Below are 12,371 nucleotides of genomic sequence, written 5' to 3'. Positions count from 1 at the left end.
TCAAAAATCGGTAATGGAATACTTAAGCTTTGAACAAGTCGTTGAAGGCGCGAGCACGGCGCGTCACTTCTTGAGTGTTTTCGGCACCAAACAGTCCATGCACCACGGCCAGCAGATCGACCCCGTGGGCCACCAGCGGGGCGGCGTTGTCGAGGGTGATGCCGCCGATCGCGCAGATCGGCAGGTGCAGTTTGCTGCGGGCCTGGTCGAGCAGTTCGAGACTGCATGTCGGCGCGCCGGGCTTGGTGTTGGAGTTGAAGAAGCGGCCGAAGGCGACGTAACTGGCGCCTTCTTTTGCCGCTTGTTCGGCAAGTTCGAGTTGCGCGTGGCAGGTCGAACCGATGATTGCCTCGCGACCCAGCAGCGAGCGGGCCGGGGTGAGCGGGCCGTCGGTCTGCCCCAGGTGTACGCCGACGCCCAGGCGCGCGGCCAGCTCGGCGTCGTCATTGATGATCAGTTGGGTCTTGTAGCGTCCGCACAGGTCATGCAGGGCCTCGGCCTCACGCAGTCGGCGGGCCTCGTCGCTGCTTTTGTCGCGGTACTGCAGCAGTGTGACGCCGCCGTCCAGCGCAGCCTCCACGTAAGGCAAGAACTTGCCGGCCAGCAGTTGGCTGTCGGTAATGGCGTACAGGCCACGTAATCTCATCGGGCAGGCCTCATGGCGTTACGAGCAAAAGTCCAGCGGCAGACGACGAGGCACGAACTGGCCTTTGCCAAGCTGTTCGGCGTCTCGCAGGGTGCGCCACGTGTAATTGAGTGCCGACTGTACCGCGCTGGCCAGGTGTTCGCCCTGGGCCAGGCGTCCGGCCAGGGCGCTGGCCAAGGTGCAGCCCGAACCGTGATAGCTGCCGGGCAGACGCTGGCAGGTGTAGGTGTGGCGGCTGCCGTCGCGGCTGTACAGGCGATTATGCACTTCGTGTTCGTCGCCATGACCGCCGGTGATCAGCAGGTGCTTGACGTAAGGCAGGAGTTTTTCTGCGCATTCATCGGCCGTGCCTTCGGGCAGTTCGGCAAGGATGCGTGCTTCCGGGAGGTTAGGGGTGGCGATGATCGCCAGTGGCAGCAGGCGCTCGCGCATGGCATAGCCGACCTCGTCCTTGCCCAGTCGTCCACCACCGCCGGCGCGCAGCACCGGGTCACAGACCACCGGCAAATGCGGATGCGCCTGAAGCAGTTCGACGACGGTGTCGACCATTTCCAGTGAGCCGAGCATGCCCAGCTTGACCGCCGCGACCGTCGAGTCGTTGAGCACGGCGTTGGCTTGTGCCAGCACCCACTCACGGTCGAGAACGCGGAAGTCGCTCACGTTGACCGTATCTTGCACGGTCAGCGCGGTAACTGCAGGGGCTGCATGACAACCCTGAGCGAGCAGGGCTTCGATATCTGCCTGCAAGCCGGCGCCACCACTTGGGTCGTGGCCGGAGAGACAGAGGACAACGGGGCGAGAGCTGTAGATATTCATGGTGCGCGAGCTTACCACCAAACATCTTTTTTCGGTGTGCCGACCGATGACTCATAACTCGGTCTTTGTAGCAGCTGCCGAACGCAGCCTTCGGCAGCTGCTACGGGGGAAACCTTGTCGCAATCTGACCGGCTCAATAAATCTGGTTCTGTGAATTGCTCTGAAAGGCCCGCTCTAGAGCCTTTAGACTAAATTCTTCAATGGTGTTCAATGGCCATCAACGGCTATGCTAGAGTGGATCCAAATCAATAACAGGTAATGCCGGTTTTACGTCTGCTCAAAGGGAATGGGGGGCTTCCTGACACAACCGGACTGGCCACGCTGGGGCTTTATGCGCTATTTGCTGATGTTGCTGTTGAGCTTGCCGATGTTGGCGGCCGCAGCCGATTTTGATGAGCTCACCCAAAGCCTCCCCTTGGGACGAGTCATGCAGGTGTACGAAGATGTCGCCGGCACTGCATCCATCGCCGATGTGCGCGCGCAAGCGGCGGCCGGCAACTTCAAGACCCACGACAAAGACACGTTGAACGCCGGTTATTCGCATTCGGCGTTCTGGCTCAAAGTCGATCTGCACTACCGTCCGATCAACCCCGACGCTCAACGCCGATGGCTGCTGGAACTGGCTTATCCGCCGATGGACCATATCGACCTCTATCTGCCGGACAGCACCGGTGAATACCGATTGGCCAGTCGTACCGGCGATACCTTGCCGTTCGCCAGTCGCCAGGTTCGGCAGAACAACTATCTGTTCAAACTGGACTTCGTCCCCGATCAGCGCGAAACGCTGTACTTGCGCCTGCAAAGCGAGGGTTCGATACAGGCGCCACTGACCCTTTGGTCGAGCACCGCCTATCTGGAAGACCAGCCCTTGCGCCTGTATGTGCTGGGTCTGATTTACGGCGTACTGCTCGGGATGCTGGTCTACAACCTGTTCATCTTCTTGAGCGTGCGAGACACCAGTTACCTCTACTACATCTTCTATATCGCCTCGTTCGGCCTCTATCAGCTGTCGGTCAACGGCGCTGCAGTCGAATATTTCTGGCCGAACAACCCGTGGTGGGCCAACGCCTCGACGCCGTTCTTCATTGGCAGCGCCGCACTGTTCGGCAGCCAGTTCGCCCGCAGCTTCCTGCAGACGGCCAGTTGCAGTCGCTGGCTCGATCGCCTGCTGTTGGTGTTGATTGCGTGCAGCGCAGTGGTGGTCGGGCTGTCGTTGATGACCAGCTATGCCCTGGCCCTGCGCTTGGCGACGGCATTGGCATTGATCTTTACCGTGGTGATTTTCGCCGCCGGGATTTTCGCCTGGTGGCGTGGCTTGCGGGTGGCGCGCTACTTCATCATTGCCTGGTCGGCGTTTCTGCTCGGCGGTGTCGTCAATACATTGATGGTGCTCGGCTATCTGCCCAATGTGTTCCTGACCATGTACGCCAGTCAGATCGGCTCGGCGATTGAAGTTGCGCTGCTGTCGCTGGCCCTGGCCGACCGGATTAACGCCATGCGCGAGCAGCAGGCGCAGACGCTGTTTGATGCCGGGCAGAAGCTCGAAGTGTTGAACCAGCAACTGGCCCGCAGTAACCAGCTCAAGGATGAATTTCTCGCGACGCTGACCCACGAACTGCGCACGCCCATGAACGGTGTGATCGGTTCACTGGAGTTGATGCAGACCGTCGACCTCGACCCGGAGCTTGAGCAGTATCAACAAACGGCTGCCGGTTCGGCGCGGGACATGATGCGCATGGTCAACGGCATTCTGACCCTGACTGAATTGCAGGCCGGTCGACTCAAGGTGTACCCCGAAGCGTTCAGCTTGCGCGCGATGATCGAGACCTTGCAGCAGCAGTTCGCCGCCAACGCCGCGAGCAAGGCGTTGGACTTCAAGGTCGATCTGACTCCCGGGCTACCTGACCGTCTGCACGGTGACAGCGCCAAGCTGGCGCAAGGTCTGGAGTGCTTGCTGGATAACGCGATCAAGTTCACCCGGGTGGGCGGGGTGGCCTTGCGGGTCAGCGGCAAGTTTGCCGAAGAGGGGCGTCTGGCGCTGTCTTTTGCCGTGATCGACACCGGCATCGGTTTCACCGATCTGGGTGAAGCCACGCTGTATCAGCGGTTTTTCCAGCTCGACGGCTCGATGACACGCGAATACGGTGGGTTGGGTGTCGGCCTGGCGATCTGTCGGCAATTGGTCGAGCTGCTTGGCGGACGTTTGACCCATCGCTCCGAGCCCGGACGCGGTAGCCGCTTTCAGCTTGATGTCGAGTTCGACGTGGTGAATGTCGTGCAACCGGTTGTCGCTCAATCGCGCCAGGTTCACGGTAGCGTCCGTTTACGCGCACCGCAGGACTGTACGGTGTTGCTGGTCGACGACAACAGCATCAATCAGTTGGTGGTGCGTGGCATGTTGCTCAAGCTCGGCTATCGGGTTCGCAGCACCGACAGCGGTGAGGCGGCGCTGGAGTTTCTGCGCGGCGAACCGTTCGACGCGGTGCTGATCGACTGCCCGTTGCCGCTGCTCGACGGACTGTCGATCGACAGCCAGATCCGCGCCCTGCCCGGTTGTGCCGAATTACCGGTGCTGGCTGCGGTGGTCTCGGTTCAGGGGCTGGATCTTGAGCGGGGATTGACCGATTACCTTGGCAAACCGGTGAAATTCGATGAGTTGCAAGCGACGCTCTATCGTCGGGTGCTTTGTCCGAAACAAGGTGAAAGCGCCGATATTTAGGCGGATATACCACTTTGTTCGGTGGGGAGGCGGTGCTTAACTGAAGGTCTCAACTGACCCAAGGAGGCCCCGCCATGAACCTGCATCAGTTCGCCGAAACCCACGAAGTCACCAACCAGCCGCCGTCGCTGGACGGGACCAACCTCTATCGCATCGACCTGCCATTGCAAGAGTGGGCGCGGCGTTTCGGGGCGGGTTGGGCTGACGCGCGCATCGATGCGTACGGCGCTTTGGCCGGTGGCCCGTTGATGGAAGCGGGGTTCCTGGCCAACCAGAACAAGCCGGTCTTCACCAGCCATGATCGCTACGGCCACCGCGTCGATCTGGTGGAGTTTCACCCGGCCTACCATGAACTCATGCGCACGGCTGTCGAGCACGGCTTGACCTCCTTGCCCTGGACCGATCCGCAGTCCGGCGCCCACGTTGCCCGTGCGGCCATGAGTTACCTGCACAGCCAGGCCGAAGCCGGCAGTGGCTGCCCGCTGACCATGACCTTCGCCAGCGTCCCGGCATTGCGCCTGCAACCGGACATCGCCAAGCAGTGGCTGCCGAAAATTCTCGCCACCGACTATGACCCGCGCAATGTCGGCATGGCCCACAAGGTGGGCGTCACCATCGGCATGGCAATGACCGAGAAACAGGGTGGCACCGACGTTCGGGCCAACACCACCAAGGCTTATCCGGTCGGCGCAGCGGGGCCCGGCCAGGCGTATGAACTGGTGGGGCACAAATGGTTCTGTTCGGCACCGATGTGTGATGCCTTCCTGACGCTGGCGCAAACCGACAAGGGCCTGACCTGTTTCCTGCTGCCACGGCATCGCCCGGATGACACGCGCAACCAGTTCTACATCCAGCGGCTGAAGAACAAACTCGGCAATTGCTCCAATGCCTCCAGCGAAGTCGAGTTTCGCGGGGCGCTGGCGTGGATGATCGGCGAAGAAGGGCGCGGCGTGCCGACCATTATCGAGATGGTGGCCATGACCCGTTTCGATTGCATGGTCGGCTCCAGCGCCCTGATGCGTCAGGCATTGACCCAGGCCAGCCATCACTGCGCGCACCGCAGGGTTGGCGGTCAATTGCTCAGCGAACAGCCGCTGATGCAAAACGTGCTCGCCGACCTGGCGCTGGAAAGCGAAGCCGCGCTGGCGTTGAGCCTGCGCATGGGCCGGGCGCTGGATCACCTCGATGACACTCAGGAAGCCAAATACGCCCGGCTGGTAACGGCAGTGGGCAAATACTGGATCTGCAAACGTGCGCCGGCCATGATCAACGAAGCCGCCGAATGCATGGGCGGTGCGGGTTATGTCGAAGACAGCATTCTGCCGCGCCTGTACCGTGAGGCGCCGGTGAATTCGACGTGGGAAGGTTCCGGCAATGTTCAGTGCCTTGACGTGTTGCGAGCGCTGTCGAAAGAGCCGGGTGTGCTCGATGCGTTGTTCAGCGAGCTCGGTGACGGTCATGGCGACAAGCGTCTGGCCGGGCACATCAGCCAGTTGCAGGCGGCGTTCAAGGACACCGATGACATTCAATATCGCGCCCGACAGCTGACCGAAGACATCGCCCTGGGTTTGCAAGCCAAGCTGCTGCTCGAAGCCGGAAACGCCGCCGTCAGCGATGCCTTCATCGCCAGCCGGTTGGGAACGGCCGGTCGGGTTTACGGGACCTTGCCGCGTGGTCTGGATGTGGAAGCAATTGTGGCACGGTCCACCCCGCAGGGTTTCTGATCACCATCAACCTTTGTGGGAGCAGGCTCGCTCCCACAGGGTATTTCAGTGCATCAGCAATGGTGTGTAGCCAACACACAATGGTTTCCGTAAAGCGATGTTGCAGGCAAGATGAAGGTCTGCAAGTCAGAACACAGGAAGCTGATCGTGACCGAAGCCTTTATTGTCGTTCAAACCGCCGAACAAGCCGTCGATCGGCTTGCCGCTCTGCACGAGCGGGCCACCACGGCGTTGAGTCAGGCGCTCAAGCGTTATCTGAAGGACCGCATCGAACCCGACGCTGAGCAGCGTGCGATGTTTCGTTACCCAGAATTACGCCTGACCTACCTTTGTCAGGGTGAAGTCCCACAGACCACGCGGGCTTACGCCAAGGTCCAGTTGCCAGGGACCTACAGCATCACCGTCACCCATCCGGCGGCTTTCCGTAAGTATTTGCTGGAGCAACTGGTGCCGCTGATGCACGACTTCACCGTGACGGTGGAAGTCGGCGTCAGTGAGCAGAACATCCCGTATCCGTACGTGGTCGAGCAGGGCGATGAACTGGCCGGCTCCGGCGTCACTGCTGCGGTACTGGCGCGAGTGTTCCCGAGCACCGATTTGTCGGCCGCCACCGACGGCATTGCCGATGGTTTGTACGATTGGGAAAACACTGATCCGCTGCCATTGGCGTTGTTCGACGCAGCGCGGGTGGATTTCTCCCTGCGCCGTCTGGTGCACTACACCGGCAGCGACTGGCGCCATGTGCAGCCGTGGATCCTGCTCACCAACTACCACCGTTATGTCGACCAGTTCATCACCCATGGCCTGGAGCAATTGCGCACCGATCCGCGTTTCGTGCGCATGGTCTTGCCGGGCAACGTGATCATCGACAAGAGCATGGATCACGGCGAAGCGTCGGCCATTGCCGCAGGCGTGGTCTGGCACCGTTATCAGATGCCGGCCTATCACCTGCAAGCGTCTGACGGCCACGGCGTCACCCTGGTGAACATTGGCGTGGGCCCGTCCAACGCCAAGAACATCACCGACCACTTGGCCGTGTTGCGCCCGCATTGCTGGCTGATGATCGGTCACTGCGGCGGCCTGCGGCAGTCGCAGACCATCGGTGATTACGTGTTGGCCCACGCGTACATGCGTCGCGACGGGATTCTCGACCGGGTGGTGCCGCCGAACATTCCGATTCCGGCCCTGGCCGAAGTGCAGTTGGCCTTGCAGCAAGCGGCAGCCAACGTTACCGGCGAAAAGGGTGATGACCTGAAAAAACGCCTGCGCACCGGCACCGTGCTGACCTACGATGACCGTAACTGGGAATTGCGCTGGGCTCAGGAGCGTCCGTTGATCAACCTGTCTCGCGCGGTTGCCGTGGACATGGAAAGCGGCACCATTGCTGCGCAAGGCTATCGTCTGCGCGTGCCATACGGCACCTTGCTGTGTGTGTCGGACAAGCCGCTGCACAGTGAAATCAAGTTGCCGGGTTCGGCCAACGCCTTCTATGAGCGTGCGGTCAGCCAGCACTTGAAGATCGGTATCGCGGCGGTGGATCTGTTGCGCACCGAGCTCAACTCGTTGCACTCGCGCAAACTGCGCAGCTTCGACGAGCCGCCATTCCGCTGATTGGATAGTGGTTATTTAACGGTCGGGCCACTAGCATGGTGAGCCCTGACCGTTAGATGTTGTTTTTGCCATGCCGCGTCCTCCTCGTCCCGCTTCCCGCCGCCCCGGCGTGAAACCTGCGCAATCCTCTTCAGCCCCGCGACGTGTTGCCAAAGCGCCACCGGCCGAGCCAAAGCTGATTCTGTTCAACAAACCCTTCGACGTGCTGACGCAGTTCAGCGACGCAGAAGGGCGGGCGACGCTCAAGGACTTTATCGATATTCCCGGGATTTACCCGGCAGGACGGCTGGACCGTGACAGCGAAGGCTTGCTGTTGTTGACCAACGATGGTCAGCTTCAGGCGCGCATTGCTGATCCGAAACACAAGTTGGCCAAGACCTATTGGGTGCAAGTGGAAGGCGAGCCGAGCGCCGAGCAATTGCAGCGCTTGCGCGAGGGTGTCGAGTTGAATGACGGCATGACCTTGCCGGCGCAGGCGCGGCAGCTGGAAGAACCTGAGCTATGGCCGCGTAACCCACCGGTGCGCTTTCGTAAAAGCGTGCCGACCAGTTGGCTGGAATTGGTGATTCGTGAAGGGCGCAACCGTCAGGTGCGGCGCATGACCGCTGCAGTTGGCTTGCCAACCCTGCGTCTGGTGCGGGTGCGAATCGGCGACTGGACGATCGAAGGCCTTGATCAGGGGCAGTGGAAAGAAGCGCCGGCGCGTTTATAAAGCGCCGGATTCGATCAGGCCGATCACCACACTCTTGATGATGAACGCGGCCACGCCCAGACCCAGCACAAAGAACAGGATGAACGAACCGAAGCGTCCGGCCTTGGATTTTTTCGCCAGATCCCAGACGATGAAACCCATGAAAATGATCAGGATGCTGACCAGACCGGTCATCATCCACTCTTCAAATACTGCAGGATCCATCACTATCTCCAACGCAGGCAGGGCAAAAAAGGCTGGAGAAGTATACGCCAATGGATACTGGCGGCACACTGACGTGCGTCGGTCTGCCGCAGGTTTATGTGGCGAGGGGGCTTGCCCCCTCGCCACAAAAGCGGGATCAGCTGCGCAGGTGAGTCAACGGCAACTCGGTGCTGTTGAGCACCTGGTTCAGTACAAAGCTTGAGCGCACGCTGGTCACACCTTCAATGCGGGTCAGGTGGCCGAGCAGCAGTTTCTGGTAGTGGTCCATGTCCGGCACCACCACCTTGAGTTGATAGTCGGCGTCCATCCCGGTCACCAGGCTGCATTCGAGCACTTGCGGCAAGGTGCGGATAGCGGCTTCGAAGTTTTCGAAGCGCTCGGGGGTGTGCCGGTCCATGCCGATCAATACATAGGCGGTCAGGCTCAGGCCGAGCATCTTGCGGTCGAGCAGGGCCACCTGGCGGGTGATGTAGCCGTCGTCTTCAAGCTGCTTGACCCGCCGCGAACAAGGCGATGGCGACAGGCCGATACGTTCGGCGAGTTCCTGATTGGAGATGCGTGCGTCGCGCTGCAATTCCGCCAAAATGCTCAAGTCGTATCGGTCGAGTTTGCTCATGAATCAGGCCTTTGTCGTAACAATTGCGGCAGATTATCTATTTAAGGTTAAAAATTGCGCAAGTCATGTTTATTTGAGCAATCTTCGCAATCCTCTGCCGCCGCCCCAAGCCTATTCTTATCACCAGAATCACTGCCCGGACAAACAGTCCACAGCGACCCGCCGAATCAGGCCAGTCGCGGCCACCACTCCCACCGGAGCTGAGTTGGCCCCCGGGCTACACACTGTCCAGAAGACGGAGTGAGGTGAGCCGACGTCAAAAGCGTCGAGCACGGACGAAGTTCTCAAAGGGAGGCCGACGGGTCTCCCTTTTTTATGTGCGCCCGGCATGGGCGCAATGATGTGGGTTTGTGGTCAAAGATCAGGCCCGCCCGGTACGGACCCGCATGCTGGGCGGTGTGGCAGGGGAACGGCCTATGAAGGCTGTCCCCTATGCCGATTGTCAGAGACTCAAGCGCATCGACAGGTCCACAGCCTTCACATCCTTGGTCATGGCACCAATCGAGATGTAATCCACGCCCGTTTCGGCGATTGGCCGCAAGGTGCTTTCGTTGACGCCGCCACTGGCCTCGAGTTTCGCCTTGCCGGCATTCAGCCGCACGGCTTCGCGCATGTCGTCCAGGCTCAGTTCATCGAGCATGATGATATCGGCCCCTGCCGCCAGGGCCTCCTTGAGCTCCTCCAGACTTTCCACTTCAATCTCGACCGGTTTACCCGGCGCGATCTTGTGCGCGGCGGCGATGGCTTGAGGGATGCCACCGCAGGCAGCGATATGGTTTTCCTTGATCAGAAAAGCGTCGTACAGGCCGATGCGGTGGTTGTGGCAGCTGCCGCAGGTCACGGCGTACTTTTGCGCCAATCGCAACCCAGGCAGGGTTTTGCGGGTATCCAGCAGTTTCACCTGAGTATCGGCAACGACGTCGGCCAGGTATTGCGCACGCGTGGCGACACCGGAAAGCAGCTGCAGAAAGTTCAGCGCACTACGTTCGCCAGTCAGCAGCGAACGGGCGGGGCCTTCGAGGTGAAACAGCGCCTGATTGGGGCTCACGCGTTCACCGTCGCGCACTTGCCAGTGCACCGCGACCCGTGGGTCCAGCTGCCGAAACACCGCGTCGACCCAGGCCGTGCCGCTGATGACGGCCGCATCACGGGTAATGATCGTGGCTTTGGCCAGGCGTTCGGCCGGGATCAGTTGTGCGGTGATGTCGCCGCTGCCGATGTCTTCAAGCAACGCACGGCGCACGTTGGCTTCGATTTCGGCGGTCAAATCGGCGAGGCGTATATTCGGCATAATGGGCTCCACAAACAAAGTGGTCCGATTATAGGGCCATGCTGCAAGCGAACCCAAGGCGTTGATCGGGTGCTTGCAGATCCCGATGCTCAAGCCTGGACCTGCGCATCGAGCAGATGGTGCAGCGGCGGCTGAATGACTTTGTCGATGATCCGGCGATGAGCGCGCTCGCACCGGGCTGGCCCTGGAGTTTCGCCGTAGCGCGGTGCGTACGCTCGACGACAGCTTGTTGTTCGATCGGGCACTGGAGTCGGTGATTGGCAACCTGCGTCGACTCAATTGTGGCAAGTGATCGCAACCTGAGGGGCGATCACGGCATACTGGAGCCCGTCAGAGCCGTCATTGAAGGAGCCTGTATGCAGTTGGACCCCGCGAGCGGTTGGTTTGAAGGCGTGCGCCATTGCCCGTCACCCAACTTCAATGCGCGCCCCACGGGCGAAATCTCCTTGCTGGTGATCCACAACATCAGCCTGCCACCGGCGCAGTTCGCGACGGGCAAGGTGCAGGAATTTTTTCAGAACCGCCTGGATGTCACCGAGCACCCCTACTTTGAAGGGATTGCCGACTTGCGTGTGTCTGCGCATTTTCTGATCGAGCGTGACGGCGCGATCACACAGTTTGTCTCTTGTCTTGATCGGGCGTGGCACGCCGGCGTTTCCCGGTTCGAGGGGCGCGAAGGCTGTAACGATTTCTCCCTTGGTATCGAGCTTGAAGGCACTGATGATCTGCCGTTCACCGAGGCTCAATATCACGCGCTGATTGCCCTGACCCACCAATTGCAGTCTACGTTTACAGCCATCACCCATTCACGTATCCAGGGGCATAGCGATATCGCACCCGGGCGCAAGACGGATCCGGGACCGGCGTTCGACTGGGCACGCTATCGCCGAGCTCTGGAAAAAGGGGAAGCACAATGAGTTTTCTGGTGTTACTGCTGGCGGTCTGGATCGAGAAGTTCTCGGCCTTGCGGCATCAAGTTCAGCGCGACAGTGGATGGCTGCGGGAGCTGGCCAACTATGAAGCCAGCCCAAAGCTTGTGAATCGGCCTTGGCTGGTACTGGCATTGCTGGTGCTGTTCCCTGTGGCGTTACTCGGCTTTTTGTTGCTGGTACTGGAGCCGGTGGCCTATGGCTTGCTGGCCTTGCCGGTGCATTTGCTGGTGGTGATTTACAGCCTGGGCCGTGGTGATTTGCTCGGTGGCCTGGGACCGTTTCGTGATGCGTGGCGCCGGGAAGACCTGCAAGCGGCGGCGCTTGTCGCCAAACGTGACCTGGATATTTGCGCCGACAGCGGCGAGCAGTTGCTGCAGAAGGTTCAAGCCCATTTGCTGTGGGAGGCTTACCAGCGTTTTTTTGCGGTGATTTTCTGGTACTTCCTGCTCGGTCCGGTGGCGGCCTTGAGTTATCGCTTGCTGGCCCTGGCGGCCGAGCACGGCAAGAACCCGGCAGTGGTCGAGCGCGCCGCACAATTGCGACATGCCTTTGACTGGCTGCCGGTGCGCTTGCTGGCCGCGAGTTTTGCTCTGGTCGGCAACTTCGTCGCGGTCAGCCGGGTGATGCTCCATGAATTGTTGAACTGGAATATCAGCGCTGCACAGTTGATCGAAAACGTCGGCGTGGTCGCGGGTGAGATTCCGGCGCCAGTGGCGGGGCCGGAAGGGGTTCACAACCTGGATCAGATCTGGGAACTGCTGCTGCGGGCGGCGGTGGTCTGGTATGCCGGGTTTGCCGTTTGGACCGTGTTGCCCTGATCCAGCTGTGTGGCGAACGCTTTTGTGGCGAGGGGGCTTGCCCCCGTTCGGCTGCAGAGCAGTCGTAAAACCGGTTGACTCACTTCTCCTGACGAACCGCGTACTTCTATTTTAGGGGCGCTTCGCACCCCAGCGGGGGCAAGCCCCCTCGCCACAGGTTTTTCTGCCAGCCTGAGTGATCGCGTTCGGGACGTTAACCTTAAGTTACAAAACCTCCCTTCGATTTGAGTTATACAGAAGCAGCGCGCCATAGTGGCTATTTGCTGTATCTGCGTGCCTACC

General features: G+C 60.4%; 11 protein-coding genes and 1 pseudogene. 7 read left to right on the top strand and 5 right to left on the bottom strand.

Translation table 11 applies throughout. The features are described 5' to 3' along the window. Positions 1–22: 22 nt before the first annotated feature. Positions 23–646: a thiamine phosphate synthase gene (gene thiE / locus HK44_RS21870; RefSeq protein WP_019691829.1), complete on the bottom strand. Its 624-nt coding sequence runs from the start codon at positions 644–646 to the stop codon at positions 23–25. A gap of 18 nt (positions 647–664) precedes the next feature. Then, positions 665–1,462 carry a hydroxymethylpyrimidine/phosphomethylpyrimidine kinase gene (locus HK44_RS21865; protein ID WP_019691830.1) on the bottom strand — a complete coding sequence of 266 codons (798 nt, stop codon included), beginning with the start codon at positions 1,460–1,462 and terminating at the stop codon, positions 665–667. Positions 1,463–1,793: 331 nt separating this feature from the next. Here HK44_RS21865 and HK44_RS21860 point away from each other — a divergent pair, with 331 nt between their 5' ends. From HK44_RS21860 to HK44_RS21845, 4 genes are all read left to right on the top strand, one after another. Further along, positions 1,794–4,181, top strand: coding sequence for a hybrid sensor histidine kinase/response regulator (locus HK44_RS21860; protein WP_024265122.1), 2,388 nt, complete (start codon positions 1,794–1,796; stop codon positions 4,179–4,181). A gap of 74 nt (positions 4,182–4,255) precedes the next feature. Further along, complete coding sequence (locus HK44_RS21855) at positions 4,256–5,905, top strand: acyl-CoA dehydrogenase family protein (RefSeq protein ID WP_019691832.1); 1,650 nt, start codon at positions 4,256–4,258, stop codon at positions 5,903–5,905. 111 nt (positions 5,906–6,016) lie between these two features. Then, positions 6,017–7,516, top strand: a complete 1,500-nt coding sequence (amn, locus tag HK44_RS21850; RefSeq protein WP_162174774.1) for an AMP nucleosidase — start codon at positions 6,017–6,019, stop codon at positions 7,514–7,516. Between the two features lie 70 nt (positions 7,517–7,586). Beyond that, the gene (locus tag HK44_RS21845; RefSeq protein WP_019691834.1) at positions 7,587–8,228 is read left to right on the top strand and encodes a pseudouridine synthase; all 642 of its coding nucleotides are present in this window, start codon (positions 7,587–7,589) and stop codon (positions 8,226–8,228) included. Here the strand turns inward: HK44_RS21845 and HK44_RS21840 are convergent. The 3 genes from HK44_RS21840 to nadC form a co-directional block, all read right to left on the bottom strand. After that, positions 8,223–8,432, bottom strand: a complete 210-nt coding sequence (locus HK44_RS21840; protein WP_003228500.1) for a DUF2788 domain-containing protein — start codon at positions 8,430–8,432, stop codon at positions 8,223–8,225. The two genes, HK44_RS21845 and HK44_RS21840, sit on opposite strands and share 6 nt — an antisense overlap. 136 nt (positions 8,433–8,568) lie before the next feature. Further along, complete coding sequence (locus HK44_RS21835) at positions 8,569–9,048, bottom strand: Lrp/AsnC family transcriptional regulator (protein WP_007894448.1); 480 nt, start codon at positions 9,046–9,048, stop codon at positions 8,569–8,571. Positions 9,049–9,490: 442 nt separating this feature from the next. Beyond that, positions 9,491–10,339 (bottom strand): carboxylating nicotinate-nucleotide diphosphorylase, encoded by an 849-nt coding sequence (gene nadC / locus HK44_RS21830; RefSeq protein WP_019691835.1) that lies wholly within the window; start codon positions 10,337–10,339, stop codon positions 9,491–9,493. 160 nt (positions 10,340–10,499) lie between these two features. On the opposite strand from nadC, the pseudogene HK44_RS29925 reads away from it, so the two are divergent. The 3 genes and pseudogenes from HK44_RS29925 to ampE all read left to right on the top strand — a co-directional run. Next, positions 10,500–10,631 (top strand): annotated as a pseudogene (locus HK44_RS29925) (hypothetical protein); the annotation flags it as partial. 64 nt (positions 10,632–10,695) lie between these two features. Further along, positions 10,696–11,256 (top strand): 1,6-anhydro-N-acetylmuramyl-L-alanine amidase AmpD, encoded by a 561-nt coding sequence (gene ampD, locus HK44_RS21825; RefSeq protein WP_019691836.1) that lies wholly within the window; start codon positions 10,696–10,698, stop codon positions 11,254–11,256. Continuing rightward, complete coding sequence (ampE, locus tag HK44_RS21820) at positions 11,253–12,089, top strand: regulatory signaling modulator protein AmpE (RefSeq protein WP_019691837.1); 837 nt, start codon at positions 11,253–11,255, stop codon at positions 12,087–12,089. Before ampD ends, ampE begins: the two co-directional genes overlap by 4 nt. The last annotated feature ends 282 nt before the right edge of the window (positions 12,090–12,371 follow it).

This window comes from Pseudomonas fluorescens HK44, assembly GCF_000217955.3.
GTDB classification, from domain to species: Bacteria; Pseudomonadota; Gammaproteobacteria; order Pseudomonadales; family Pseudomonadaceae; genus Aquipseudomonas; species Aquipseudomonas fluorescens_AQ.
This window is presented reverse-complemented; position numbering and strand designations above follow the sequence as displayed.

Bases quoted from the DNA above. Each gene is read 5' to 3' on its own strand.
- HK44_RS21860 (WP_024265122.1), top strand. From the start codon at position 1,794: ATGCGCTATTTGCTGATGTTGCTGTTGAGCTTGCCGATGTTGGCGGCC.
- HK44_RS21835 (WP_007894448.1), bottom strand. From the start codon at position 9,048: ATGAGCAAACTCGACCGATACGACTTGAGCATTTTGGCGGAATTGCAG.
- nadC (WP_019691835.1), bottom strand. From the start codon at position 10,339: ATGCCGAATATACGCCTCGCCGATTTGACCGCCGAAATCGAAGCCAAC.
- HK44_RS21845 (WP_019691834.1), top strand. From the start codon at position 7,587: ATGCCGCGTCCTCCTCGTCCCGCTTCCCGCCGCCCCGGCGTGAAACCT.
- amn (WP_162174774.1), top strand. From the start codon at position 6,017: ATGAAGGTCTGCAAGTCAGAACACAGGAAGCTGATCGTGACCGAAGCC.
- HK44_RS21840 (WP_003228500.1), bottom strand. From the start codon at position 8,432: ATGGATCCTGCAGTATTTGAAGAGTGGATGATGACCGGTCTGGTCAGC.
- ampE (WP_019691837.1), top strand. From the start codon at position 11,253: ATGAGTTTTCTGGTGTTACTGCTGGCGGTCTGGATCGAGAAGTTCTCG.
- HK44_RS21865 (WP_019691830.1), bottom strand. From the start codon at position 1,462: ATGAATATCTACAGCTCTCGCCCCGTTGTCCTCTGTCTCTCCGGCCAC.
- thiE (WP_019691829.1), bottom strand. From the start codon at position 646: ATGAGATTACGTGGCCTGTACGCCATTACCGACAGCCAACTGCTGGCC.
- ampD (WP_019691836.1), top strand. From the start codon at position 10,696: ATGCAGTTGGACCCCGCGAGCGGTTGGTTTGAAGGCGTGCGCCATTGC.
- HK44_RS21855 (WP_019691832.1), top strand. From the start codon at position 4,256: ATGAACCTGCATCAGTTCGCCGAAACCCACGAAGTCACCAACCAGCCG.